This window comes from Serratia sp. Res13-Sevr-LER1-36-b, assembly GCF_015673035.1.
GTDB lineage: Bacteria > Pseudomonadota > Gammaproteobacteria > Enterobacterales > Enterobacteriaceae > Chania > Chania fonticola_C.
In genome coordinates, this window is the sequence record NZ_JADACK010000009.1 from 1 (window position 1) to 25624 (window position 25624).

The 25624-nt window shown below is 52.7% G+C and carries 21 protein-coding genes; 7 read left to right on the forward strand and 14 right to left on the reverse strand.

The window, feature by feature from the left end; all coding sequences use genetic code 11:
* Positions 1-173 precede the first annotated feature (173 nt).
* Genes IMQ33_RS06820 through IMQ33_RS06835 form a run of 4 tightly spaced genes read right to left on the reverse strand, consistent with a single transcriptional unit; the run spans position 174 to position 3550 of the window.
* Entirely contained in the window at positions 174-467 is a 294-nt protein-coding gene (locus IMQ33_RS06820; protein ID WP_024483667.1) for a ferredoxin, read from the reverse strand.
* A complete protein-coding gene (locus IMQ33_RS06825) occupies positions 464-1753 on the reverse strand; it encodes an FAD-dependent oxidoreductase (RefSeq protein ID WP_161740113.1) in 1290 nt (429 codons plus the stop codon). Before IMQ33_RS06825 ends, IMQ33_RS06820 begins: the two co-directional genes overlap by 4 nt.
* A gap of 59 nt (positions 1754-1812) precedes the next feature.
* Positions 1813-2763, reverse strand: coding sequence for an electron transfer flavoprotein subunit alpha (locus IMQ33_RS06830; RefSeq protein WP_065683857.1), 951 nt, complete (start codon positions 2761-2763; stop codon positions 1813-1815).
* Between the two features lie 22 nt (positions 2764-2785).
* On the reverse strand, positions 2786-3550 hold the full coding sequence (locus IMQ33_RS06835; RefSeq protein ID WP_024483670.1) for an electron transfer flavoprotein: 765 nt from the start codon (positions 3548-3550) through the stop codon (positions 2786-2788).
* A gap of 361 nt (positions 3551-3911) precedes the next feature.
* Between IMQ33_RS06835 and IMQ33_RS06840 the strand changes: the two genes are divergently transcribed.
* Positions 3912-4796 carry an AraC family transcriptional regulator gene (locus IMQ33_RS06840; RefSeq protein ID WP_196061617.1) on the forward strand — a complete coding sequence of 295 codons (885 nt, stop codon included), beginning with the start codon at positions 3912-3914 and terminating at the stop codon, positions 4794-4796.
* Positions 4797-4866: 70 nt separating this feature from the next.
* Here IMQ33_RS06840 and IMQ33_RS06845 read toward each other — a convergent pair whose 3' ends face one another.
* The 7 genes from IMQ33_RS06845 to IMQ33_RS06875 form a co-directional block, all read right to left on the reverse strand.
* Entirely contained in the window at positions 4867-6018 is a 1152-nt protein-coding gene (locus tag IMQ33_RS06845; protein ID WP_024483672.1) for an acyl-CoA dehydrogenase, read from the reverse strand.
* Between the two features lie 13 nt (positions 6019-6031).
* Complete coding sequence (locus IMQ33_RS06850) at positions 6032-7627, reverse strand: acyl CoA:acetate/3-ketoacid CoA transferase (protein WP_196061618.1); 1596 nt, start codon at positions 7625-7627, stop codon at positions 6032-6034.
* A gap of 179 nt (positions 7628-7806) precedes the next feature.
* Positions 7807-8559 (reverse strand): type I 3-dehydroquinate dehydratase, encoded by a 753-nt coding sequence (gene aroD, locus IMQ33_RS06855; protein WP_196061619.1) that lies wholly within the window; start codon positions 8557-8559, stop codon positions 7807-7809.
* A gap of 76 nt (positions 8560-8635) precedes the next feature.
* Positions 8636-9502 carry a quinate/shikimate dehydrogenase gene (gene ydiB / locus IMQ33_RS06860; RefSeq protein ID WP_196061620.1) on the reverse strand — a complete coding sequence of 289 codons (867 nt, stop codon included), beginning with the start codon at positions 9500-9502 and terminating at the stop codon, positions 8636-8638.
* 62 nt (positions 9503-9564) lie between these two features.
* Positions 9565-10800, reverse strand: coding sequence for an MFS transporter (locus IMQ33_RS06865; protein ID WP_196061621.1), 1236 nt, complete (start codon positions 10798-10800; stop codon positions 9565-9567).
* A 577-nt stretch (positions 10801-11377) separates the two neighbouring features.
* A complete protein-coding gene (locus tag IMQ33_RS06870) occupies positions 11378-12586 on the reverse strand; it encodes an MFS transporter (protein WP_196061622.1) in 1209 nt (402 codons plus the stop codon).
* A gap of 193 nt (positions 12587-12779) precedes the next feature.
* On the reverse strand, positions 12780-13136 hold the full coding sequence (locus IMQ33_RS06875) for a YdiL family protein (protein ID WP_196061623.1): 357 nt from the start codon (positions 13134-13136) through the stop codon (positions 12780-12782).
* A gap of 304 nt (positions 13137-13440) precedes the next feature.
* On the opposite strand from IMQ33_RS06875, the gene IMQ33_RS06880 reads away from it, so the two are divergent.
* The 3 genes from IMQ33_RS06880 to arsC are packed head-to-tail and all read left to right on the forward strand — an operon-like array spanning position 13441 to position 15567.
* Positions 13441-13791 (forward strand): transcriptional regulator, encoded by a 351-nt coding sequence (locus tag IMQ33_RS06880; protein WP_196061624.1) that lies wholly within the window; start codon positions 13441-13443, stop codon positions 13789-13791.
* A 54-nt stretch (positions 13792-13845) separates the two neighbouring features.
* Positions 13846-15135 (forward strand): arsenic transporter, encoded by a 1290-nt coding sequence (locus IMQ33_RS06885; RefSeq protein ID WP_196061625.1) that lies wholly within the window; start codon positions 13846-13848, stop codon positions 15133-15135.
* A gap of 12 nt (positions 15136-15147) precedes the next feature.
* Positions 15148-15567 carry a glutaredoxin-dependent arsenate reductase gene (arsC, locus tag IMQ33_RS06890; RefSeq protein WP_174334258.1) on the forward strand — a complete coding sequence of 140 codons (420 nt, stop codon included), beginning with the start codon at positions 15148-15150 and terminating at the stop codon, positions 15565-15567.
* A 39-nt stretch (positions 15568-15606) separates the two neighbouring features.
* Here arsC and IMQ33_RS06895 read toward each other — a convergent pair whose 3' ends face one another.
* Complete coding sequence (locus IMQ33_RS06895) at positions 15607-17139, reverse strand: DHA2 family efflux MFS transporter permease subunit (RefSeq protein WP_196061626.1); 1533 nt, start codon at positions 17137-17139, stop codon at positions 15607-15609.
* Positions 17140-17142: 3 nt separating this feature from the next.
* Positions 17143-18312: an EmrA/EmrK family multidrug efflux transporter periplasmic adaptor subunit gene (locus IMQ33_RS06900; protein ID WP_024483682.1), complete on the reverse strand. Its 1170-nt coding sequence runs from the start codon at positions 18310-18312 to the stop codon at positions 17143-17145.
* A 400-nt stretch (positions 18313-18712) separates the two neighbouring features.
* Here IMQ33_RS06900 and IMQ33_RS06905 point away from each other — a divergent pair, with 400 nt between their 5' ends.
* From IMQ33_RS06905 to IMQ33_RS06915, 3 genes are all read left to right on the forward strand, one after another.
* On the forward strand, positions 18713-19867 hold the full coding sequence (locus IMQ33_RS06905) for an IS481 family transposase (protein WP_196061627.1): 1155 nt from the start codon (positions 18713-18715) through the stop codon (positions 19865-19867).
* Positions 19868-20096: 229 nt separating this feature from the next.
* Positions 20097-20711 (forward strand): acid-sensing system DNA-binding response regulator EvgA, encoded by a 615-nt coding sequence (gene evgA / locus IMQ33_RS06910; protein WP_024483683.1) that lies wholly within the window; start codon positions 20097-20099, stop codon positions 20709-20711.
* 4 nt (positions 20712-20715) lie between these two features.
* Entirely contained in the window at positions 20716-24312 is a 3597-nt protein-coding gene (locus tag IMQ33_RS06915) for a transporter substrate-binding domain-containing protein (RefSeq protein WP_196061628.1), read from the forward strand.
* A 233-nt stretch (positions 24313-24545) separates the two neighbouring features.
* Here the strand turns inward: IMQ33_RS06915 and IMQ33_RS06920 are convergent, their stop codons facing one another.
* The gene (locus IMQ33_RS06920; protein ID WP_196061629.1) at positions 24546-25187 is read right to left on the reverse strand and encodes a LuxR family transcriptional regulator; all 642 of its coding nucleotides are present in this window, start codon (positions 25185-25187) and stop codon (positions 24546-24548) included.
* Positions 25188-25624: the final 437 nt, after the last annotated feature.

Here is a 25624-nt window from a genome sequence, read left to right on the forward strand (position 1 = left end):
AGGGAGAGGGGACCGATCGAGCGTGTTTGAAATTGTAGTGACCCACCTTTGATCAGTGACGAGCGGTTTGCTGAGAGGGTCTCTTTACTGCCAAAAGTGCAAGGGCTATCAGCTCCCTCTCCCTACGGGAGAGGGTTGGGGTGAGGGGCTGGCACGCTCTTTCAGGCAGACGCTCACCCGTAGCGAAACTCAACGCCAAACGTCCCCAGAGGATATTCCCACTGCTTAAGAATGGTGTCGCCGCACAGCACGCGGCAGGTCCCGCATTCCAGACAACCGGCGGAATCGAAATGGATATTGCCTGCGCTGTCTTGCTTATACAGCCCGGCAGGGCAGGCCAGCATCAGCTTACGGAACTCGTCCATATTGGGGTTATCCACCAGAATGATGTGCGGATGGCCTTCATTGACATGGAACTTGTTGATGCCCAGTTTGACGTCTACGTTGACCGGATTTTCGCTGCTCATAGCGCTGTTGCCCCCTTGATGCCGTCTTTCAATAAATTCATCAGTCCAATCTGTTTCACCCTTTTCATCAGAGCCTTACGCACGGGCTGAGTAGGGCTGCCATCGATGGTGAACATATCCCCCATGATGTCCGCGACCATGCGCGGATACTGGGTAAACAGGCGCGGGTTTTCCATGAGCGCAGGGATTTTGCGAAAGTGGTGTACCTCATGCATCACACAGTTTTGCTCCAGGGCGTGCTTATATTCCCCCAGGCTGCTGGCGGAAAAGTTCTGCCGCTGCTTGGCCGCGATGGCCGTATTGGCGGCGGCCTGAGCCGATGCAATGGCAAGATCCATGCCGCGTATGGTAAAGCCCAGATTCAGGCAGAATCCTGCCGCGTCGCCGACGATCATCACGCCGCCGTCAGCCAGCGTTGGCACCATGGCCTTGCCGCCTTCCGGAACCAGATGCGCGCCGTACTCCAGCAGTTTTCCTCCCTGGATCAGTGGGCGAATGGAGGGGTGCTGTTTAAAGTCCTCCAGCATCTGGGGTACGCTTTTCCCCGCGTGGCCAATCTCCCCCAGGCCGCATACCAGCCCTAAAGAAATGGATTCCCGGTTGGTATAGAGAAATCCGCCCCCCATCAGGCCATTGGACGGGGAACCGGCAAACAGCCAGGCGGCTCCGTCATTGCCAGAGAGGTTAAAGCGATCTTCGATCACCGAGGGGGATAACCCGATAAGCTCTTTGACGCCTACCGCATAGTGATGTGGTGAAGAGGGGGGCACCAGGTTAATCGAGCGGCCGAGCATGGAATTCACGCCGTCAGCCAGGATCACTATGTCAGCCTTCAGGATATCGTCGCCCGCCTGCACACCGGTGACTTGATTACCTTCCCGTATCAGCGCGTCGACGCGGACACCCGAGATAAACTGTGCTCCGGCCTGTTCGGCTTTTTCCATCAGCCAGGGATCGAACCGGTTGCGCAGCACGGTATATGACGCCTGGGCGGCAATGTCCGGTTTCTCGCTGTGGAAATCGAGCGTGACGGCGCTTTCTTCCGTCATGAATGAGATCTTTTCGCGGGTGACTTTACGTTCTACCGGCGCTTCCTCAGCGAACCCGGGCATAATGCGTTCCAGGCTATGGGCATACAAGCGCCCCCCGGTCATGTTCTTACTGCCAGCGCTGTTGCCGCGTTCGATGACCAGCACATCCAACCCGGCCTGCGCCATCACGTAGCTGGCTACGGCACCAGCGACGCCAGCACCGACCACGATGGCATCAAATTTATCATCCGACATGCTTATGCTCCCTATCCCGCCGCGGGTGTGCGGCGGGATGCGTGCGGTGAATCAAAGGGTTAATGACCTAATTGGTCGATCAGGGCTGGGACCACTTTGTAAATGTCGCCCACCAGGCCGTAGTCGGCATAGTTGAAGATCGGGGCGTTTTTGTCCTTGTTGACCGCGACAATGATCTTGGCACCGTTGCCGCCGACCATATGCTGGATCTGCCCGGAAATGCCCAACATCAGGTAGAGATCGGATTTCAACTGCACGCCAGATACCCCGATATAGCGCTCGCGTTCCATCCAGTTTTCGCCCTCGGCGATAGGACGAGAGCAGCCAACTTCTGCTCCTAACAAGGCTGCCAGCTCATGGACCATTTTCAGGTCGTCCTGTGCAGCCAGCCCACGTCCGACACCAACCACGCGTTTGGCCTTGCTGAGATCGACGCTGCTCAGCGCTTTGGCACGGCGCTCCTTGCAGAGGATTTCCTGACGCGGGGCAACATAGCTGAGCTGAGTGACCAGACAGTCATGCGCCGGGTCGGCAGCGGCAGGCTCCACCACACCGGGAGCCAGGGTGATGATAGCGGTGGTGGAGTTGATCTTTTCTTTACCAAAGGCCAATCCACCATACATACGGTGTTCGGCGATGAAATCAGCCCCGTCGACGTGCACGGCGGTCACATCGTTCACCACCGCAGCGTTCAGCAGTACGCCCAGGCGGGCGGTGAGTGCTTTACCACGTTTGGTGGCAGCCATCAGCACCAAGGCCGGAGTTTGTTCGCCGTTCACCTCTTTCAGGATATCCGCCAGGGTCTCAGCATAATTTTCAATGCGCTGCAGCGCAGAGGTTTTCTCCAGCACGTAGATGCCGTCTGCACCCAGAGACTTGAGCCGGGCAACCTGTTCGCTGTCCTGCACGAGGGCATAAACATGCTCGCCCCACTGGCGTGCACCAGCCATCAGTTCACCGTAGCGCTCAACGTTGTCGCTGAACACCCATACGTTTGTCAGTTTACTCATGATGATTTTCTCCAGTCGTGGGTTAGTTCAGCGCTTTTTTCAGATGGTCCGCCAGCTCGGCAATGGCTTCCGGCGAGTCGTTTTCCAGAATGATGCGTTGACGCTGTTTCTGTGGCGGTACGGTGATCTCGACCAGCTCGGCCAAAGGCGGCGTCTGGCTCCAGGCGATATCATTGGCTTGCCACTGATTGACCGGTTTTTTCCCGGCGCCGAGGATCGCCTTCATTGTCGGAATGCGGGGAACGTTAATATCTGAGGTTACGCAGATCACCGCTGGAAGCGGCAGTTCAAGCACTTCTACTTCTTCTTCGAGCGTGCGCTCAACCAGCACACGGTCACCGGCAAACTGGATTTGGCTGACGGCATTAACGGTAGGGAGCTGTAGGATCTCCCCAACCAACAGGCCCACCTGTTGTGCATACAAATCCCCGGAACCTTCACCAAACAGCATCAGGTCAAAGCCGATTTTATCTGCGGCGGCGGCCAGTGCGTGTGCGGTATCCATCGGCAGCGCGTTTTCCAGTTGTGCATCCTGCACCAGATAAAGCTCATGAGGGCCGCGCGACAGCACGTCCTTACGCACCTTGGAGTTTTGCAGCAGCGAGCCGCCCACGCAGAGCGCGGTAATCTGGTCGTTCTCGGTGGCCAGTTGGGTGGCGGCCTCGATCGCATTCAAATCGAACTGGCTGATTTTGGCTTCGGCGTGATCGAAATCGAGCGTACGTTGTGCGGTAACCACAATATCTTGCTCTTCGGGGACCAGCTTAAAGCAGGTTATTATTTTCATGATATCTCCTGTGGGTCGCTCGCTGGCGGCAGAGAGCGTTCTATCAGCGGAAAGGACAAAAAGCATGACAATATATTGCGAGTGCGCAGGGGGATTTACGACTGGATAATCTGTTTTTGTTGCTAACAATCTTGCAAAAAAACGGTTAACAACGGATGGATTGCCGTGCGGGAAAATGGTTTGCCAGTGAGTAAGGTAAGCCGGCGGCGCGAACGTCGTGATTTTATTTTCGTGCCATCTTGCATGCGGGGCAAACTATCTTGTTTTAGTCGTCTGGGCTCATATTGTATATTGTTTTCTGTCGCTCTATTTTAGCCACTGATCATTTTGCCAAAGCCAACTGTATTGTGTGGAGGTTGCCATGTTTCAGCGCTGTTTCGATAATAAAAAAGAAGCCCTTTTTGCGCAGGGGATGACGCCAAAACTCTCACGGTTCGTCATCAGTGACGATCCCAACTGGGAGTCTGGGCATCATGTGCATAATGATGAGAGCGAGCTGATTTACGTTAAGCAGGGGGTGGCCAGGCTGGTCATCGACTCCTCTTACTACGTGGCACACGCTGGTGATATCGTGGTTATTGAGCCTGGCCGACTCCATGCGGTAGCATCTGACTGCACCTCTCCGGCTACCACCTATACCTGTGCCGTCCATGGCTTCAAGTTTCAGGGCTGGGAAGAGAATCAGATTTTACAGCCTCACTCCTGCCCGGTAGTTTCCGTTGGGCAAGGGGGAGAGGTGATAAAAACGATCCTTCATGAACTCGGCGTGAGGCTACCCCAGCAGAAAAACGAGTTAACCTCATCGATTTACGATGCTTATGGTTATGCCCTCACCGCGCTGTTTTATGAGAACTTTAAAAACGCTTACCGTTCAGAGTTGGGATACATAAAGAAAGATGTGCTGGTGAAGGATGTACTGGTTTATTTGAATAATAACTATCGTGAAAAGATCACTCTCGAACAGTTAGCTAAAAAGTTTCGCGCCAGCGTCAGCTATATTTGCCATGAGTTTGCCCGCGAATATCATATATCACCGATTAATTACGTTATTCAGCGCCGGATCACCGAGGCCAAGTTTACGCTGACCAATACCGATAATAGCCTCAATGAGATCGCCTGGCGGGTAGGGTACGAAAACGTCGACCATTTTGCCAAATTATTTATGCGCCATGTCGGTTGTTCCCCAAGTGATTATCGTAAACAGTTCAATAATAACTTGGCAGAACCGGCGTATTTACCGGGTTGAATTCGCTGGTGGTTTATTAATAATTCGCCAGGAGGTTGGCTTATTGACTGCCTCCTGGCGTTTTATTACCTTATTTGCTCTGGTAGTCTTTCAGGATCTGGCGGCCAGCAATATAAATCATGATTTCATCAGTGCCACCGCCAATCCTTTCGCAGCGCACGTCACGCCAGAAGCGGGAAACGCGAGCCTCATCCGTATAGCCCAGCCCGCCCATGATCTGGATGGCGTCATCAATCACTTCCATCGCCGTACGGGCGCAGTGGAGCTTACACAGCGCGGCGCTGGTGCGCAGTGACTGTTTTTGATCCGCTTGCCAAGCGACTTTCATCACCATATTACGCATGTTGTCGACCTTGATTGCCATCAGCGCCAACTTTTCCTGGATCATCTGGTTATGGCCGATCGGCTTGCCGAAGGCGATACGCTGGTTGGCATAACGGGCGGCATCTTCAAACGCGCACTCGGCGAAACCGGCGCTGCGTGCGGCGTTGATCAGGCGTTCCATTTCAAAGTTGTACATCACATTGAGGAACCCCATGCCTTCTTCACCCACCATATCGCTCTCATCCACCTCAACGTTATCGAGGTAAACTTCGCAGGTGCTCAGCATGTGCCAGCCGATCTTGTGCAGCGGATTGACCTTAATGCCCGGCTTGTTGGATTCCATCCACCACAGGGTGAAGGCCTTCTTCGGATCTTTGGGCTCAGGGTCGCGTGCCAGTACCAACATGTACGGGTATTCTTTCGCACCGGTGATAAAGGTTTTTTGCCCGTTCAGATACACCTTGCCGTTTTTACGGGTGTAGGTGGTGGTCGCGGCGCTATTGTCCGAGCCTGCGCCCGGTTCGGTCAGGGCCAGCGCATAGGCCGGATCGCCGGTGGCCAGCGTGCTTTCTGCCGTCTTGCGCAACTGTTCGGCCGAACCGAAACGGCGCATGCTGTGAATACACTGGCCGTTGGTGATCAGGAACGCCGGTGCGCCACATTTGGAGACTTCCATCAGCGCCAGCATCTGGGTGACATAGTCCGCCGGTATGCCGCCGAACTCTTCTGGCACACCTAACAGAGAAATACCGCTATCGGCGAGCGCGCGCATAAACTCGGTAGGGTAGGTTGAGGTCTGATCGCAGGTGCGGAAATACTCTTCCGAAAAGTTATTGCCGATCAGTTCCCGAATACTGGCAAGCAGCAGTTCCTGCTCTTCAGTTAAAGAAAAGTCCATAGCCTTACTCCTTTTAATATACCGCTTCAGGTAAAGTGAAACCCATTACGCCGTCGATAAACAGTCTCTTGTCCATCAGTGTTAACTGCGGGGAAATAACCGGGGTGAAATCCATTTTTGCCAGAATGTCTTTTTCCAGATCCACTCCGGGGGCAATTTCAACCAGGTGCAGGCCATCAGCTTTGAGCGTAAAAACGGCACGTTCGGTGATGTAGCGCACGTCTAATCCCCGCTCGAGCGCGATTTTGCCGCTAAAGGTGATTTCCGGTAATTGCTTGATGAATTTTTTGACGCGACCTTCCTGCACAATATTCAGCTTGCCGTCGGTGATGTCGGTTTTTAAACTGCCGGCGGTGAGGGTGCCGCAGAACACAATCTTTTTCGACGTCGCGCTGATATCGATAAAGCCACCTGTGCCCATGATTTTGCCGTTGAATTTATGCACGCCAACGTTGCCCTGTTGATCTACCTCGGCAAAGCTCAGGTAACAGACATCCAGCCCACCTCCGTGGTAGAAATCGAATTGGGAGGTCATATCCAGGATGGCTCGGGTGTTGACGTTCGCGCCGAAGGCCACACCCTGAGAGGTAATGCCGCCGATGGGGCCGGTTTCGACCGTCAGCACGAAATCATCGGCACACCCCTCTTCGCGGGCGACCAGGCCGATACCGTCGGCAATGCCCACCCCAACGTTGCCCACCGCCCCTTTACGCATCTCAAATAGTGCACGTCTCGCTACCAGTTTGCGCTGGTTAAGTGGCAGGGCGATTTGGGTGCTGTCATCGAGCACGAAATCGCCGGAAATAAAGCGGTTTACCGGTGCGCCGCCATACAGCTGCGTCTGCTGTGGATCGACCACCACGATATCAACCAGATAGCCAGGGATACGCACTGATTTAGGGTGCAGCGTCGCCTTCTTGACCATCTTTTGCACTTGCATCATCACGATGCCGCCGTTGTTGTGCACCGCCTGGGCAATCACCAATGCGTCCAGATACATCACCTCGTCTTCGAACGAGGCATAGCCTTCGCTGTCGCAGGTGGTGGCGCGAATAAAGGCGATGTTGGGCGCAATGGCCTTGTAGTAGAGATATTCCTGGTTATCGATCTCGACCAGCTTGATGAGATCTTCTTTGGTCACTTCATTGAGTTTGCCGCCCTGCTGGCGCGGATCGACGAAGGTACCAATCCCGATTTCGCTTAAAATCCCCGGCTGGTGCGCCGCTGCGGCCCGCAGGGTTTGGGTCAACACGCCTTGGGGATAGTTGTAGGCCGCAATCTTGTTCTGCTCGGCCAGATCGGAGATGCGTGGGGATTGCCCCCAATGCCCGCACAGCGCCCACTTCACCAGCCCAACCTGTGCCAGCGGGCTGATGCCACGATCGGCCCGGTCACCTAACCCTGTCGGGCTGATTAATGACAGGTCACGCGGGGTTTGCGTGGTTTGATATTTTTCTGCCAGCGCGGTAATTAAGGTGGTGGCCTCCAGAATACCGCCACCGGCCCCTAATACGCACAAGGTGGCTTCGTCAGGAATATAATTTACCGCCTCTTGTGCCGATAATACCGGGACTCTGCCATTGATTCTTTTCGGCTTAACCAGATCCATAACTACTCCTGTTGATGACCGATGCATTTATTTTATTTTGCGGGGCAACCAAACCCACACGCAGGCGTGCGGATGCCGCAATTAAGCTGCATTAAAATTGAATGCTCTTTTTAGTGACTTGTTTTATTCGGCGGGAGTACTATTATTCCCGCCGAAAGTAATATCAGTGCACCACTGAATTAATGCAGTATCGTTAATATGGTGCGTAAATCCGTGACGGAGATTTGCCCAGGTGCGGAGGCTTTCTTGACGGCGCCAAAGGTAGCCGCTGAGCCAAAGGTTTCGCCCGCTAGCCGGGACACAATGCCGGTTTTGGCCATCGACATGGTGATTATCGGCCTGTGGGCATGCTTCTCGTGCATTTCCAGCGTCGCGGCCAGCAGCGTCAATACGTCACTTTTGTTTTGCGGCATCAGGGCGATCTTCGGAATATCGGCGCCCAATTCCTGCATTTTGCACAGGCGTTTGACGATTTCCTCCTGCGGCGGCGTTTTATGGAAATCATGATTCGACATGATGACTTTGACGTTCTTGGCGTGGGCATGGGCCACGGCCTCTTTGACCAGTTCGTCACCGGTAAACAGCTCCAGATCGATCATATCGACCAGGCCGCTGTCCACCGCCGCCAGATTGAGCGCGATATAGTCCTGTGCGGGCAACTCCTGCTCACCGCCTTCCTGCGCGCTGCGGAAGGTGAACAGCAGCGGCTTGTCGGCAATGATCTCTTTGATCTGATGTGCGGCGGCTATCACGTTGCTGAGCGTGGCAACATCCGCAAAATGATCGACGCGCCACTCCAGAATATCGAAATCGGCGTGACGATAATCCTGCGCTTCAGCCACCACACTAGGGATATCTTTACCCATCAGCGAGACAATGATTTTTGGCGCGCCTTCGCCGAACACAATGTTTTTTACGGTTATGGTTTTCATTTTTACCTTTTGCATGCTGTTTTGCCGCAATCAATAAGGTGGTGATTTAAGCCCATCACCACGCGCTACGGGAATGCTACGCCTCGAATCCCATCACCTGCTTAACGTATTCCAGTGGGAAATCCTTGCCAGTCCACAGTTTGAACTGTTCGGCGCCTTGCCATAACAACATGCCGTAACCGTCCACCGTTTTGCAACCTGCCTGTTGGGCCATTAGCAGCAACTTGGTCATGTGCGGGTTATACACGCACTCCGTCACCAGCAGTTCCGGGCGCAGCATGGCGATGTCGCTGACGATACTCTCGTTTTCCAACGGCTTCATCCCGACCTTGGTGCCATTAGTCAGGATATCCGCGCTGGCGATGGCGCTGGCAAACGCTTGCTGATCTGCCAGATCGGTCACTGTCACCTTGCAGTCGGTGTTGTCGTTGACCCGTTTGGCAAAGGCGAGCGCCTGTTCAAAGAACTCGTCCTTACGATTAAACAGCTTGATCTCTTTGATGCCTTCAACGGCGGCCTGTGCGCCGATGGCGGTAGAAGCGCCACCCGCGCCGACCAGCACCATGGTTTTGCCTTTGATATCAAACCCGGTTTCCTTGATGGCCCGAATATGCCCGGTACCGTCGGTGTTATAGCCGCGCAGATAGCCATCGTCGTTGACGATGGTGTTGATAGCGCCGACCAGTTTGGCTGCTGGCGTTAATTCATCGACATACTGGCAGGCAAACTGCTTGTTAGGCATCGAGACGCCGGTGCCGCGCATTTTTAACGCCTTCAGCCCTTCAATGGCGCTGGCGAAGGTGGTGGTGTCGACTTCGAAAGCCATATAGGTAAAAGGTAGCCCGACTTTATCCAACGCTTTATTTTGCATCTCTGGCGATAAGCTGTGTCTGATCGGATAGGCCATCAGCCCGATAAGCTCATATTTTGCGGTTACATCCATTCTAAACTCCTTGTCTAACCATGTTCGTGTGGGGCGCAAACCTGCGTAATTGCTGTTTTGGGTTATTGGAAAAAGCGCTCGCCCAATCGCAGGTCACTTTGCGGGACTTTGAATACTCTGTAATAGCGAATGAAGACGATGATGGCGGTAACAAAGGCCAGCAGGGCAAAGGCAATATCCAGCAGGATGATGTATTGCAAACCAATGGTGGAGAGGTAGCCGGTAATCAATGGGATCAAGAAGTTGGCTAACCCGCCCATCATCATATAAACGCTGGTGACCTTGGCTTTGCTTTTCGGGAAAAACTCCGACATGACGGAGACGCCAAGCTGCAATATCCCACCGGCGGCAGAGAAACCAATCGCAAAGGCGCCAAGGTTACAAACCAGCGGTGACGGATACAGATAGATAATGGTTGCCGCGATCACCGAAACACCGGCGTTAAACACGTTGGCCCACACCGGGCGTACGGTGCTTTTTAACAGCAGGGCGAAGATAAACACGCACATCAGCGAGCCAAGGCTATACCAGGAGATGGTTTTCAGCGCGTCGGCCTCCGCCATACCGGCAAATGCCATGGCGTATTTAGGCATCCAGACCACGATCACGTAGAAGGTAGAGAATGCGGCTACGCCGAAGATAACGGAGGAGACGCCCTCCAACCAGGCCAGCGGCTTACTGTTCATCTGCGGCAATTCTTTGGCCACGGAGGCATCAACCAGCTGGCTGGGGAACTTGCTTTTTAGTAGCAGCAAGGTGATCAGGACGAACAGGATCCCCGGGATAACCATCGCGTAGCCGTACCAGATGTGGCTGACCAACAGGTAGCTGACCAACATCGGGTATAACATCTGGCCGAAAGAGATCATGGCTTTTACCAGGATCACCGCCGAGCCGGAAGTCTTGGGATAGCTCTCCATCAGGGCAGGATAGCCGCCGGTATCAAGCGCCGCATTGGCAACGCCAACGCAAACCGCCAGGCCAAAGGCGACGATCAGATTAGGGCTGGCCGGGATGCCAAAGAAGAACAGAATATACAGGGCGACGCCGATCAAAATGGCGGCGCGGCGGCCAAACTTATCCGATATCACGCCAAAGAACAGAATACTGACTAGCCGGCCCAACCCAATGCCGGATATCAGGTAGGCAATACCCGCGTTGTCGGTGCCGAACTTCTCGGCCAGTGGCGTCATGTTTTGCGCCAGCGTAATGACGCTGGCGCCGTGGAGAAAATAACTCAAATAGATACTGATGACCGCTAACAAAAATGGCGCTTTGAAGGCCTTGCTCTGGCTCATGCTGTTCTCCGCTTGTCGCTAATTTTTTACGTTTTTGGATCCAGGGGACCTGTTGTTCTGGTGGCCTTTCTTTTTAATCAATCGTTAATCATTGCGGGAAAGTAATGGGTGAAAATATCCCGGTAAGTCACACTGCGGTAAATAACTTGGGTCATGGATAACCGCCAATACACCGGCAACCTGACGTGTGCTGAGTATAGGTAATGCAGTAGGTGATAAATACGTAATATGCCGTTTTAGTTTTCAACTTTATTGCAGGGAAAGATGCTGAGACGGTGCTTGATGGTGTTGCCGAATTGTGCCGGTATTTCCCCAGTTAAATTAGGTGCGAAGGGCTGTAGCCAGGTGTTTCCTTTTTGGGGGCAGTGAAAGCTAATGGTTATTAACAAGCTATTTACTTTGTCTGGGGCTCAGCTGCTGACGGAATAATGTCTCATATTGCATACGGTCATAATAATATTGTCTCTGCAGCCAGCCGGAGGAATAAAACCACATTTTTCAACCGGCTCATAACGTAGGGGCGCTGCATGCTGCGCCCGTTTATCTGCGTGTTCAGGAGGAGGTAAAAGGTGTGGGATCAGTTGATAACTTGGGCCATCTTGAAGGGACGGTTAGCTTCTTTATGGCTACGGTAGCCAATAAACAGCGCCAGTAGAAAACCACAGGCTGCAATAGCGGTATCGAACCACATAATGTTGGCGATACTGGTTTCGGAAATCTTGGCGGTAATCAACGGAATGGTGAAGGTTGCGAGGCTGCCAGCGCTGTAATAGATGCCGGTGGCTTTGCCTTTCGCATTGGGAAGGCAGGTAGCCATCAGCGTCAGCCCCAACTGCATGACCCCGCCTGCGGCAGAGAAGCCGATAACAAAGGCGAAAACCATCACGACGTACATGTTGGGATACAGGCAAACGGTGAGTAAGGTAATGAAAGAGATAAAGGTATACAGCATCAGAAAGGTGGTTGATTTAAACCTTTTCTTTACCAGCCCGGCGGTGATGAATACGCACATCAGTGAGCCGATGGTGTAGATGCTCAGCAGCTTGATCGACATCGTATAGCTCATACCCGCCACAAACTGGCCATACTGTGCCAGCCACTGGCTGATCAGGTAAAAGGTGGCCATGGCGATATAGCCATAGAGGGTATAGCTGATCAGATCAACAATGGAACAGCGGTGATTGTCATCTGTAGCTACATCGGGCTCGGCGGCCACTCGTCGCCCCGGGTGCGCGGGGAATGGGCAGCGCAGCAGGAACAGGCCGTTGAGCAGCATAATGCCGGCGGCGATCAGGAAGGACCAGCCAAACCAGACCTCAGCCCAGACCAGCAGGCTGATGACCATCGGCAACATAAACTGGCCGCCGGAGACAAAGGCTTTGATCAAGATATTGGCAGTGCCTGGCGACTTGGGGAACGCCTCCATCAGCGTAGGGTAGGTGCCCGAGTCGAGAAAACTGTTGGCGACGCCGGCTAAAAAACCAAATACATAAGCGATAATAATGGTGTGGCTAAGCAGAATGCCGAAAAAGAAGCCCAAATAGCACACTATCCCCAGGAAAATAAAGGGTCTGCGGCCAAAACGATCGGATAACATGCCGGTGATTAATAACACACTTAGCCTGCCAATGCCCAAAGAAGAGATGACGATAGAGATGCCTGCGGCATCGGTGTGCCATTGTTCTGCCAGATAAGGCATATTCAAGCTGATTAATATCACCCCCATACCGTGCACCAGATAGTTCAGATACAGCCCCAAGGCCGTTGGTACATACTTGTTTTCCATAGGTTGTTGCTCAGAAACTCGTTCATAATAAATAATTCGTGCCGGGAAAAACGGCTGGGCACGAGATTGTTACAGGCGTTAGCCTGCTGTCAGGAGTGATAGTCAGTTAAAACTATGGGCAGGCGGTGTTGATAAGCCGTCCTTATTAAATTCCATCCAGGTTAACGAGCGCGATTTATCCTATTAGTTTGGGTTAACATAGCCGCTCTAGATCATAAGCATAAAGTTGTGCGGCAACCGACTGATAAATTTTCCATTCCAGATAATCACCTTGGGGGTAAACAGCCAGGAAGGACGCATAATCGGGGAAGAAGCGCATGGTGTTATTCCCAATGCGATTGTTGATCTTGTCGATGATGGCGTTGATGTGGGTTTTTCTTTTTTTAATCATTTTTGTGAATGTATCAATAATAGCGTTCGGTATTTCACTTTCACCACGCTCCCATTGTTGCCATGTAGCTAAATTGTTGTCAGGTGAAATATAGGTCGCACATTCTTCGACCGTCATAAAAAAAAGCTGACGCAGTGCCTGCAGTTCTAAATGATTCATGATGACGCAGATCCACGTTAGAGAAAACCATGCAGAATAAATAGCATTATTGGGCGTTTTTCGTCTTGAACAGGGTCACACTATTTGGTGCAATATTATTTGTTGCCGGGGTGTGAATATATTACCGCATTATGGCTTTTTAATTGGCTTAAATGTAAAGCCATATTGCCGGAGCGACGTATCGACACAATATTGACCGCTTATCTGGGGCAAGGGAAGAAAACACATATGAAAATTCAAATGTGTTGTTGACTTGAAAGTGCCTGTGGGTATGATTTATCCACCGAACGTAGTGGAGAGACCGATGACCCTGACTTCCTTGCAGCTGTTCAAAATCCTGTCGGACGAAACCCGCCTGGGTATCGTGTTGCTGCTCAAACAGCTGGGTGAACTGTGCGTTTGCGATCTTTGCACCGGGCTGGAAGAGTCGCAACCCAAGATATCGCGCCACTTGGCAATGCTCAGAGAGTGCGGGTTGCTGTTGGATCGTAAGCAGGGCAAGTGGGTGCATTATCGTCTTTCCCCGCATATTCCTGCCTGGGCAGCCCTGGTTGTTGAACAAGCCTGGTTGAGCCAACAGGACGAAGTCCACACTATGGCACGTAAGCTGGCAGCGGCGAATGGCTCCAACGAGGGTAAAACCCTGTGTAGCTAAATTTTTTGCGCAAACACATATGAAAATACATATATAAATCTTGAGGTGGTAAGTATGTTATTGGCTGGGGCGATATTTATCCTGACCATTGTGCTGGTGATCTGGCAGCCGAAAGGGTTAGGGATTGGGTGGAGTGCCACACTTGGCGCGGGGCTGGCCTTGCTTACCGGAGTGGTGCAGATTGCCGATATCCCGGTGGTGTGGAATATTGTCTGGAATGCCACGGCGACCTTTATCGCCGTGATCATGATCAGCCTGTTGCTCGATGAGTCTGGCTTTTTCGAATGGGCTGCGCTGCATGTCTCCCGTTGGGGAAACGGGCAGGGGCGCCTGCTGTTCACTTACATCGTGTTACTAGGCGCAGCCGTGGCGGCTTTGTTTGCCAACGATGGAGCAGCGCTGATCCTGACCCCCATCGTGATCGCCATGCTGTTGGCGCTTGGGTTCAGCAAAGGCACCACGTTGGCGTTTGTCATGGCTGCCGGGTTTATTGCTGATACCGCCAGTCTGCCGCTGATTGTGTCCAATCTGGTCAATATCGTCTCGGCAGACTTCTTTGATCTGGGGTTCACGCAATATGCTTCGGTGATGGTGCCTGTCGATATCGCTGCGATTATCGCGACGCTGGTGATGCTGCACCTGTTCTTTCGCAAGGACATTCCGCCGACCTATGATCTTGAACGACTGAAACAACCGGCGAAAGCCATCAAAGATCCGGCCACGTTCAAAACTGGCTGGGTGGTATTAATCCTGCTGTTGGTGGGTTTCTTCGTGCTGGAGCCGCTCGGCATTCCGGTCAGCGCTATTGCTGCCGTGGGGGCGCTGATCCTGTTTGCGGTGGCCAAAAGAGGCCATGCCATCAACACCGGGAAGGTGCTGCGCGGTGCGCCTTGGCAAATCGTCATTTTCTCGCTGGGGATGTATCTGGTGGTTTATGGCCTACGCAACGCCGGGCTAACGGAGTACCTCTCCGGCGTGCTGAACTTGCTGGCGGAGAATGGTTTATGGGCCGCCACGCTTGGCACCGGCTTCCTGACTGCGTTCCTGTCATCCATTATGAACAATATGCCAACGGTGTTGATTGGCGCGCTGTCCATTGAGGGGAGTACTGCGTCAGGAGTGATTAAGGAGGCCATGATTTACGCCAACGTTATTGGCTGCGATCTGGGGCCAAAAATCACGCCGATTGGCAGCTTGGCAACGCTGCTCTGGCTGCATGTCTTGTCACAGAAAAACATGACGATCACCTGGGGATATTACTTCCGTACCGGAATTATCATGACCGTACCCGTGTTGTTGGTCACGCTGACGGCCTTGGCGTTACGTCTATCCATCACTTTGTAGCGAGGAACACCCATGATTACGATTTACCACAACCCGGCCTGCGGCACCTCGCGTAATACGCTGGCGCTGATTCGCAACAGCGGTACAGAGCCAACGATCGTCCATTATCTGGAGACACCCCCCAGCCGCGCTGAACTGGCGAAACTCATTGCAGACATGGGGATCAGCGTGCGGGCCTTGCTGCGCAATAACGTGGAACCCTACGAGCAGTTAGGGCTGGCAGCAGACGTCTTCACCGACGAGCAACTGATTGACTTTATGCTGCAACACCCGATTCTGATTAACCGGCCGATTGTAGTGACGCCGCTGGGGACCCGCCTATGCCGCCCCTCCGAAACGGTGCTTGATATCCTGCCCGATCCGCAAATAGGGGCATTGGCCAAAGAGGACGGCGAAAAGATTGTTGATGTCTCCGGCAAACGGATTAAGTAAATCGGGAGGCGCGCCAGCGCCTCTCTAATTCCCCGTTTATCACCCCGCCTTGGCCGTATTAAACGGCGGCTTGGCGAACCACACCAGCAGGGTCAGCATCAGGAATACCCCGGCAGAGAGATAGAAAATATCGTTGGCCGACATCAGCAGGCTCTGCTGGGTAATTTGATCGTTGATATAGGTCGCGGCTTGCTGCTGATTGAACCCCAGATGTTGCAGATGGTGATCCAGGTTGATCGCAGCCGGGTTGAATTGCGTCACTGACTGCGTCAGCTGCGCATGGTGAAACGATTCCCGGTGGCTCCACAGGGTCATGGTGAGTGACGTGCCGATCGAGCCAGATAACGTCCGGAAAAAGTTGCTCAGGCTGGTGGCCGCTGCGAATTTTTCTGGTGCGAGCCCTGACAATGAAATGGTGGTCAGCGGCAGGAAGAAGCAAGCCACGGCGAAGCCTTGCATCAGCTGCGGCAACACCACGGCAGTAAAATCAATCGCCGGATTAAACGTCATTGCACGCCAGTAGTAGCAACCGGCATACACGATAAAGCTAAAGGTCACCAATACCCGCATATCAATACGATCGCCGTAGCGGCCAATCAATGGCGCGATCAGCAGCGGCATCAGCCCGATGGGGGCATAGGCCAGCCCTGCCCACACCGAGGTGTAATCAAACACCGTCTGTAGCAGTTGCGGCATCAGCACAATGGCCCCGGCATAAATCAGATACGCACAACTGATACACAGGATGCCGATGCTGAAGTTACGTGAACGGAACAGGCTCAGATCGATGATCGGGTTATCGTTGGTAGCTTCCCAGATAACCAGCAAAATCAGCGCGACTACGGCGATCACGGCCAACACAATCACGGTGGTAGAGTTAAACCAGTCGAGGTCTTTACCTTTATCCAACATGATTTGCAGGCTACCCACACCGAGCACCAGTAGGCTCAGGGCGAACAGGTTGATTTTTACCGGCTCGGTGGGCGTTTCTCTTCCTTTCAGCTTCCATGCGGTAATGGCAACGACGATGATGCCGAACGGAACGTTGATTAAGAATATCCAGCCCCAGTCGTAGTTATCGCAAATATAGCCCCCAATAATCGGGCCAAAGATCGGGGCGATAATCACCGTCATCGACCACAGCGCCAGCGCGATATTACGTTTCTCCGGCGGGTAGTTGCGCAGCAGCAGGCTTTGCGACAGTGGGATCAACGGGCCTGCGACCAATCCCTGAATGACGCGGAAAAAGATCAGCATATCGAGATTGGTGGAGAACCCGCAGCACAGCGACGCCAGTGCAAACAACGTCACCGAAGCTAAAAACAGCTTACTTTCGCCGAACCGCTGCGCCAGACGCCCGGTTATCGGGATGGAGATCGCATTGGCGACGCCAAACGAGGTGATCACCCAGGTTCCTTCGTCCGTAGAAGCACCCAGGAACCCGGAAATGGTGGGAATGGCGACGTTGGAGATGGTGGAGTCCAACATCTGCATAAAGGTCGCCATCGACAGCGACAGCGTCACCAGGATCAATGACCAGCCTTTTAACGGCAGCAGTGTGTTGTTGCTCATAAATCACATCGCATTGGCTTTGATGATGTCTTGGATTTCCCCATCGATACTGGAGGTATCGAGCACCAGCGCCTGGCTTTGGTAAGCCGGTTTCAGGCGTTGGGTGGTAGATAGGGCAGGGCCGTTGGTGTTGTTTTCGCGCAAGGTCACCGTGGTGGATAAGCCAATTCGCAGTGGGTATGCCTTGAGCTGTTCCGCATCCAGGGTAATACGCACCGGCAGGCGTTGAACCACTTTGATCCAGTTACCGGTGGCATTCTGCGCGGGCAGCACCGAGAACGCGCCGCCGGTCCCCATATTGATCCCTTCAACCACGCCGTCGAACACCACGTTGCTGCCATACAGATCGCTCACCACGCTCACCTTTTGCCCAATGCGCACGCCGCTGAGCTGGGTTTCCTTGAAGTTGGCGTCAATCCACAGTTGATCGGCCGGGACGATGGACAATAAGGCCTGGCCAGCACTGAGCGTTTCGCCCACCTGCACATTGCGTTGAGCGACATAGCCGGTCACCGGGCTGCGAATTTTGGTGCGTTGAAGCGCGAGCCAGGCTTCGCGCATTTGTTCTGCCGCCAACAGGATGGCCGGCTGCTGTTCAAGCGTGGAGTTCTGGATCAGGATACGATTGCTGCGATATTGCTCGATAGCAACGTCCAGCGCTGCTTTGCTGCTGCTAACGGCATTGCGCGCATGTTGCAGGTCTTCTTTTGAAAAAGCCCCCGCACCCATCAATTGGGTACGGCGTTGATAATCGGCCTGTGCTTGTTGGTAAGCGATTTTAGCCTGGGCAATATTGGCGTTATATTGTGCGTCGTTGACATAGATCTGTTTGGTTTTTCTCACCGTTTCCGCCAGCTTATTTTTGACTTTTTTAAAGTTGAGGTTGGCATCGGTATCATCTAAATTGACCAAGACATCCCCTTGCTGGACTAAATCGGTATTGGTGTAATTCACGCTGACCACGCTGCCGTTAACCTGCGAAGAAATAGTGACCTGATTGCCCATTACATAGGCATCATCGGTGCTTTGCACATTGCGTGAATTGAAATACCACCAGGTTGCACTGGCCATGGCCGCAATAATAATCACCATTAGAAAAATGAGCAGCCACTGCTTTCTTTTTTCTAATGGTGTTTTCACCTGATTACTGTCTGACTGTGGTGGTTGTGGCATGGCAAAACCCTTGCTTGTCTGTTTTATGAGCAATAGCAAACCATTACGCTGCTGTGGGCAATAAGCTCAGCGCGTAATTTATTCATTGAATGGCTTGGTTAATCACCTTCAGCTTAAAGCGGCATAGGCCTATGGGAAGAAACGCTGAAAGTTCGTAGTGATTATAAAAGCAGGTGTTGCCGTAACACAGCAGAGACATCGGAAATCATTGCAGGCAGCGTCCTACACGTGAAGTCCATCCTGCAACTACAGGTACAGGGGAAGGGGAGTGAATATGCCACAGATTGACTTCGGCTCCGTACAGCCCCCTCTCCCTTTTGGAGTGTACAGACCGGGGACATCATGAACACTTGTTCGGGGACATGGTAGACACTTACAACATAGGTATGAGTACTTCTGAGTGGAGCTGCTTATGCCGTGGAATGAGAGATCTGCCATGTCATTACGTACCGAGTTTGTGCTTTTCGCCTCGCAAGAAGGCGCTAATATCCGTGCGCTATGCCGTCAGTTCGGCATAGCGCCTGCTACCGCATACAAGTGGTTACATCGCTGGCAGTCTGATGGGCGCGCCGGTCTGAACGAACGTTCTCGAGTGCCACACCATTCCCCTTCCAGAACACCCGATATCGTTGTCCAACACCTCCGCGCTGCGCATCTGGTCCATCCGATGTGGGGGGCGCGCAAGCTCAAGCGGTGGCTTGAGATGCAGGGGCATACGTTACCTGCCGCCAGCACCGTGCATAACCTGATGCGCCGCCATGACCTGCTACCGGGTGGCCCATCACCAGCGCCCACTGTTGGACGCTTTGAACATGATGCACCGAACCAGCTCTGGCAGATGGACTTTAAAGGCCACTTCCCCTTCGCCGAAGGGCGTTGCCATCCGCTGACCCTGCTGGATGACCATTCACGCTTCTCGCTCTGTCTGGCGCACTGCCCAGACGAACGACGCGTCACCGTGCAGTCTCAGTTGGTAGCGGTGTTCGAACGTTATGGCTTGCCGGAGAGAATGACCATGGATAACGGTGCGCCCTGGGGCGACACGACGGGCAGTTGGACCGCACTGGAACTGTGGCTGATGCGTCAGGGTATCCGGGTGGGACACTCGCGGCCTTATCATCCTCAGACTCAGGGTAAGCTGGAGCGCTTCCACCGCAGCCTGAAGGCAGAGCTCCTGCAGGGGCGGTGGTTTACCCATGCCGCGCAGTTGCAGGAGGTGTTCGACGCCTGGCGAGAAACCTACAACCTGGAACGCCCACATGAAGCCCTGTCAATGGCGGTACCGGCGTCCCGTTATCAGCCTTCATCGCGACAGTACAATGGTAATCCAGCGGCAGCCGAGTATGACGAGGGGGTCTTGGTCAGGAAAGTGGATGTCAGTGGAAAACTGAGTCTGAAAGGGATGGGCCTGAAAGTGGGCAAGGCCTTTATCGGTGAATATGTCGGACTGAAGGAAAGTGAGAGAGAGGGCTACTACGAGGTATGGTGGTACAGCACGAAAGTGGGGACGATCGACCTGAGAAATAGGTCGATCATCATGGGTAAAGGATGTTAAAAAGTGTTCACCATGTCCTTGAACACCTGTTCACCATGTCCCCGGTCTGTACATGGAGAGAGTTGGGGTGAGGGGACAACAGCGAATTAGAACTATAAACAGGGTTATGCTATAAGCTCGTAGATAGCTTGAAATCCTTAAGATATTTCGTAAGCGAAGAAACATCGTTGACCAACGCTGCCCGTGTTTTTTATATGACCAGGAAACGACAATGAGTGAAACCAAGTCTTTGAGCGCCGTAATTGTTGACGACCATCCTCTGGCTCGTATGGCAATCAAGAACCTGCTGGAAAGTGAAGGCATTAGCGTCATTGGCGAGGCGGGGGACGGGGCAGAGGCGCTGCTACAGGTGGCGCAGCAGCAGCCAGACGTGGTGATTGTCGACGTCGATATTCCCATCATGAGCGGCATTGAGGTGGTTGAAAAGCTCAGAAAGCAGCAGTTCAGCCAAATCATTATCGTGGTTTCCGCCAAAAACGATCTGTTCTACGGCAAGCGTAGCGCGGATGCCGGGGCCAATGCGTTTATCAGTAAAAAAGAGGGTATGACCAATATCATCGCCGCGGTGCATGCTGCCCAGAATGGCTACAGCTATTTTCCTTTCTCACTGAACGGTTTTGTCGGCAGTCTTTCTTCGGAACAGGAAATGCTGCTGTCGCTCTCCAGCCAGGAGATCAAGGTGATGCGTTCCCTCCTCAGCGGGGCAGATAATATGCAGATTGCGGCGGCGATGTTTATCAGCAATAAAACGGTCAGCACCTATAAAAGCCGTTTAATGGAGAAGCTTGGCTGTAGCTCGTTAGCCGATCTATTTGCTTTCGCCAACCGTAATAAAATTGGGTGAGTGCATGCTAAAACGGGTATTGGGGTTTTGGCTGGTTTTACTGTGTCTGATGCTGCCTGCACAAGCCGTGATCAACGGGCCGATCACGTTAGCGCTGTCGAGTAACTACATAGTTACGCCTCCGGCCACCCCATTTAGCTACGGCGATCTGGCATGGCTGGCGCAAAAATACAGCCTTACCGTTGCCGTGTACGATGCTGAATCGCCGCCGCTGAGTATAAATAGTGCCATCGGGCGCTATCGGGGAATGAATGCGGATTATCTTGTGCTGCTGGGAAAGACTCTGCATATCCATGTGACCGTCAAACTCTACGCCGATAAGCAACAGGCTTTGGCCGCACTTCGTGCGGGCAACGTCGATCTTGTTCTCAGCCAGCCTGCTGAGGGTAGACCGCTAGGGGCGCCTTATATTACCAGCTTGCCTCTGGTGAAAGGCTATCCAACTCTGGTGACGCGGACTGCCGAGGTGATGAAGCCGTTTAACTATAATAGCGACAAGGTCAGGGTGGCTATCACCCGGGATTTCCCCCCAGAATCATTTATTAAACAGGCATTTCCTAACGCCAGCGTCGTTTCTTTTGCCAATGAATATCAGGCGTTGGCCTCGGTGGCCAACCAGCAGAGTGACTACTTTCTCGGCAATAACCTCACCACCAGTTTTATTATCGCGCGCGATTTCTACCAGACGCTGGGAATGGTGAAGTTCTGGCAAGAGCCGCAAAGCAGCAACGTGTTTATTGCGCTCGATAGCCAGCGGCAGTTAGTTAACATTATCGACAAATTTATCGGTTCGCTGGCCGAACCTCTGCACAGCCAGATTGCTCAATCGTGGATTGATATGGGTAACCTCACATTTTTAACCAAGGACCTGGCTTTTACCCCACAGGAAACTCGCTGGCTGGAAAAACACCGCAAGTTGCGCGTAGTGATTAATCCTTATTATGCCCCGTTCAGCATGGTGGATGAAAACCAGGAAATACGTGGGCTGGTTGGCGATATCCTTAACCTGATCCAACTGCAAACCGGTTTGACCTTTGAACCGGTGATCGCCAATACCAATGAAGAGATGGCCAGCATTATACGTAGTGGCGATTGGGATATCCTGTCTGCGGCAACGTACAGCCCAGAACGGGAAGAGCAGATCGCCTTTACCCATCCATTTTTGGCAACCCCCTTTGTGATGGTCACCCGCGTTTCAACCAAGAATAGCGAAGAGTTGAAGGCCGGTATGCAAGTGGCCATTCCGGCCTACCACACGTTATCGGACCAGCTAAAGGCCAAATACCCAGGTGTGCAATGGGTCGAGGTAGAGAACACCATAGCGGCGCTGGGCATGCTGGATCGGTGGGAAGTAGATGCGGTGCTATCCACGCAACTCGCCTCGCGCTACATCATCGATCACTATTATCCCAATCGGTTGAGCTACTTCCGTATTCCCGGCGAGCGCATCGCCCAGATCTCCTTTGCCGTTCCACGTGGTTCACAAGAATTACAAAGCATTCTGAATAAGGCGCTCGACGATATTCCCCCCAAAGAGATGCTGAATTTGGCCGGGAAGTGGGTAAAAACCCCCGAAGTGAAAATTGACACCTGGAACCTTTATAATCGGCCTTTTTACCTGGTGATCGTTCTGGCTACGCTGCTGGTTGTCAGCAGCTTGCTGTGGGGAGCCTATCTACTGCGGGCCATCCGTAAAAGCAAAGAGGCACAGGCTGCGCTGGAGTATCAGCTCGGTTTCCGCCAGACCTTATTCAACTCGATCCCCGTACCGGTGTACGTAATCTCGTTGGAAGGCGAGCTTGAAAGCTACAACAGCGCCTTCGGGGCCTTCTTCACCCCCGAGTTACATGCCGCGATGCATCATTCATTGTTCGATCGCCGTCATCCGCTGGCAGACATTTTTGCAGCGCTTCAACCCGATATCCAGCAAGGGCTGCAAGTCAACCAGGTTATCCCTCATCAACTGGTGCTGAATAATGGTACGGAAGAGCGCCTGATCCTGCACTGGTTAACGCTGTGCCAACTGCCCGCCAACACGCCGCCAACGCTGATTTGCGGCTGGAAGGACATTACCGAATCCAGGCAACTGATGGGGGCGTTGCAGGTGGAGAAAGACAAGGCTATCGATGCCAATCGGGCCAAAAGCACTTTCCTTGCCACCATGAGCCATGAGATCCGTACGCCGGTGAGTGCGATAATGGGGTTCCTGGAGTTACTGACTACTCACAGCCAAAGTCCGGCAGCAGAGAAGGAATCTATTCAGCTGGCTTATTCCACCGCTCAGTCACTACTCGGCCTGATTGGCGATGTGCTGGATATGGAAAAAATTGAGTCTGGCAACTTTGAGCTGGCGCCAGAATGGGTGGATCTGGCCTCGTTGTTAGCTACGACGGTCAGTAGCTTTGAAGGGGTGGCCACGCTGAAAAACCTGCGGCTGTCGGTCGATTACCGCCTGAAAAAAACGCAGGCGCTGTGGCTCGATCCGCAGGCGGTGAAACAGGTGCTGGCCAATCTCCTCAGTAACGCCATCAAATTTACCGTTGAGGGTGGGATCGAGGTGATAGCGCAAACGCATGCGCAGGGCACCGAGCAAACTCGCCTGACGCTGAGCGTGAGAGATAGCGGGGCGGGCATTAGCCCGCAGGAACAGCAACATCTGTTCAAGCCCTTTAGTCAGACCAAGTGGGGCAAACAACAGACCGGATCGGGATTGGGTCTGACGATCTGCCGTGAGTTGGTTGAACGCATGGCCGGTACCATAGACATGGCCAGCCAGCCGGGCAAGGGCACCACCATGACGGTGACGCTCACCACCGCGGTTGCGGATCTGGAAAGGGTTACCGCCGTTTCATTCACACCTAAATCGCTCGTCAGTGGGCCTACAGCGCTGAGGATTGTGATTGCTGACGATCACCCCACCAACCGGCTGCTGCTGCGTCGTCAGTTGGCTACGCTTGGCTATCGGGTCGACGAGGCCATTGATGGTGTGGCAGCCCTGGCCTTGATTGAGGCCAATCCGTACGATCTGCTCATCACCGATCTCAACATGCCTAATATGGATGGCATAACGCTGACCCGTCGGGTGCGTGAATTCAATCAGGACATCATTATCTGGGGGCTAACCGCCAACGCACAGGCCGAAGAGAAAGAGCGCTGCCTGGCGATGGGCATGAACCTGTGCTTGTTTAAACCGGTAGATTTACCGCAGTTGGAAGCGGCGTTGCAAAGCGTGGCAGGGCCTTCGCAGGCCGATCCACTCAGCGAGTTTATCGATATGGCTACGCTGCAGGCTCTCAGCTTGGGTGACAACGCCCTGATGCGCCAGATGCTTGCACAGTCGCGCCTGGAAAATGACCAAGATTTGCTGGCGGCGAGAAAGGCACTCCACTCTCAGGATTGGCCAACTCTGCAAAGCCATTTACACCGCATAAATGGTACAGCTCAGCTGCTGGGGGCCACGTCACTACATCTGCTTAGCGAAGAACTGGAAAATGCGCTGGCGACTCAACAGCATGAGGCGGTGATCGAAGAGGGCATGCGCGAGCTGGAACAGTTGCTGCAGGGGCTGAATGCAGCTATTGAGGCATTTTCCCGCCCATAGGTATATTCATACCCAGTAGGGGCGCGGCTTGCTGCGCCCCTTGATATAAGCCTACGGGTGTAGTCCCGCGCCTACAGTATCTACCAATCGCTCTGATATCTTCGTTATGAGGTCTGGTTTAATATCCTTATCAAGTTTGGTTCTGTCGCATTAAGGCGCTGTTCGGTAACCGCAGCATTTGCTGACTTGTTGTCGTTAATGCGATAGAACCCATAAATCGTTCTCCATCGATGTTATAGAACGATCTCATTCATGGGTATAGGCAACAGATGTGCAGCATTTTCCCGTAACCAATAGAGCAATCCGGTCGACGTATTGGTACCCAGTTTCTTCATTGCGTTTATCTTATGGGTGCTCAGGGTTTTCGGACTAATCAAAAGCACATCTGATATCCTTTTTGGGCTAATACCCTGGACAATGTAGTCGAGGATTTGCCTCTCTCTATTGGACAATGTTGAGGCCAGGCAAGGTTTTTTTTCTTCAGAAGGTTGAGCAATGAATACGTCCCTAAGTTTTCGAATGATTTCCTCAGGACGTGTATTGTAGGAAAAAAGAGCATCTTCACAGCCACATGAACAAGGTGTTTTCATCGGCGTGTTAGGGATATGTTCAATGATAAAAATCCTGCGATATGTTGATGTCTTTGCGCAGACAAGCTGTGGGTGGTAGGGCGACGCATCGCAGAATAGAATATCTGCACTCTCCCTCTGTCCCTCTCCAATAATAAAGGTGGTCAGGATGCCAAGACCATCAAAGTAGGCACGGATAATACTTTGTAAGCCTTGAGAAAAATAGTTGTCTCGTAAGCGTATGCAAATTGTCAAACTGGGGGTTGTGGAGGGTTTTTTTAACACTCGTCGCATCTTCATTTTCATGTGCTGAACCCCCTCGAAATATAGCGTATCGGTATTCATGTAAACTAAGTCCAGTATTTTATCTTATCAGTTAATAACGGTTGTCGTTCAAATAACAATCGCATGTCAGGCTTTTTATCACCACAAGGATGAAGGGGTACCTAACGAAATGGTTTGTTTTTCATGGGATTGATCTCTGAACGCGTTTCAGATCAATACACTATCATATGTGCATCTCGCGATCTAAAACACTACATAAACGAAATCAATTAGAATATTATTCTGTTATGTGGCTTTATTTGGCGTTTCGATCTGATTTTGCATCCATTTAACACTTATATTTAGAATAAAGGATCGTTTTAATGGTTTCGCATATTGTTGTTGAGGGTTTGTTTAGTATTTTTCCGTAGTATGGCGCTCGTTACACGATTAATCATAATTACCTTAAATGCCCGCGT

Excerpts from the sequence above, each read along its gene's own strand:
- IMQ33_RS06820 (WP_024483667.1), bottom strand. The coding sequence starts at position 467 with ATGAGCAGCGAAAATCCGGTCAACGTAGACGTCAAACTGGGCATCAAC.
- IMQ33_RS06825 (WP_161740113.1), bottom strand. The coding sequence starts at position 1,753 with ATGTCGGATGATAAATTTGATGCCATCGTGGTCGGTGCTGGCGTCGCT.
- IMQ33_RS06830 (WP_065683857.1), bottom strand. The coding sequence starts at position 2,763 with ATGAGTAAACTGACAAACGTATGGGTGTTCAGCGACAACGTTGAGCGC.
- IMQ33_RS06835 (WP_024483670.1), bottom strand. The coding sequence starts at position 3,550 with ATGAAAATAATAACCTGCTTTAAGCTGGTCCCCGAAGAGCAAGATATT.
- IMQ33_RS06840 (WP_196061617.1), top strand. The coding sequence starts at position 3,912 with ATGTTTCAGCGCTGTTTCGATAATAAAAAAGAAGCCCTTTTTGCGCAG.
- IMQ33_RS06845 (WP_024483672.1), bottom strand. The coding sequence starts at position 6,018 with ATGGACTTTTCTTTAACTGAAGAGCAGGAACTGCTGCTTGCCAGTATT.
- IMQ33_RS06850 (WP_196061618.1), bottom strand. The coding sequence starts at position 7,627 with ATGGATCTGGTTAAGCCGAAAAGAATCAATGGCAGAGTCCCGGTATTA.
- aroD (WP_196061619.1), bottom strand. The coding sequence starts at position 8,559 with ATGAAAACCATAACCGTAAAAAACATTGTGTTCGGCGAAGGCGCGCCA.
- ydiB (WP_196061620.1), bottom strand. The coding sequence starts at position 9,502 with ATGGATGTAACCGCAAAATATGAGCTTATCGGGCTGATGGCCTATCCG.
- IMQ33_RS06865 (WP_196061621.1), bottom strand. The coding sequence starts at position 10,800 with ATGAGCCAGAGCAAGGCCTTCAAAGCGCCATTTTTGTTAGCGGTCATC.
- IMQ33_RS06870 (WP_196061622.1), bottom strand. The coding sequence starts at position 12,586 with ATGGAAAACAAGTATGTACCAACGGCCTTGGGGCTGTATCTGAACTAT.
- IMQ33_RS06875 (WP_196061623.1), bottom strand. The coding sequence starts at position 13,136 with ATGAATCATTTAGAACTGCAGGCACTGCGTCAGCTTTTTTTTATGACG.
- IMQ33_RS06880 (WP_196061624.1), top strand. The coding sequence starts at position 13,441 with ATGACCCTGACTTCCTTGCAGCTGTTCAAAATCCTGTCGGACGAAACC.
- IMQ33_RS06885 (WP_196061625.1), top strand. The coding sequence starts at position 13,846 with ATGTTATTGGCTGGGGCGATATTTATCCTGACCATTGTGCTGGTGATC.
- arsC (WP_174334258.1), top strand. The coding sequence starts at position 15,148 with ATGATTACGATTTACCACAACCCGGCCTGCGGCACCTCGCGTAATACG.
- IMQ33_RS06895 (WP_196061626.1), bottom strand. The coding sequence starts at position 17,139 with ATGAGCAACAACACACTGCTGCCGTTAAAAGGCTGGTCATTGATCCTG.
- IMQ33_RS06900 (WP_024483682.1), bottom strand. The coding sequence starts at position 18,312 with ATGCCACAACCACCACAGTCAGACAGTAATCAGGTGAAAACACCATTA.
- IMQ33_RS06915 (WP_196061628.1), top strand. The coding sequence starts at position 20,716 with ATGCTAAAACGGGTATTGGGGTTTTGGCTGGTTTTACTGTGTCTGATG.
- IMQ33_RS06920 (WP_196061629.1), bottom strand. The coding sequence starts at position 25,187 with ATGAAAATGAAGATGCGACGAGTGTTAAAAAAACCCTCCACAACCCCC.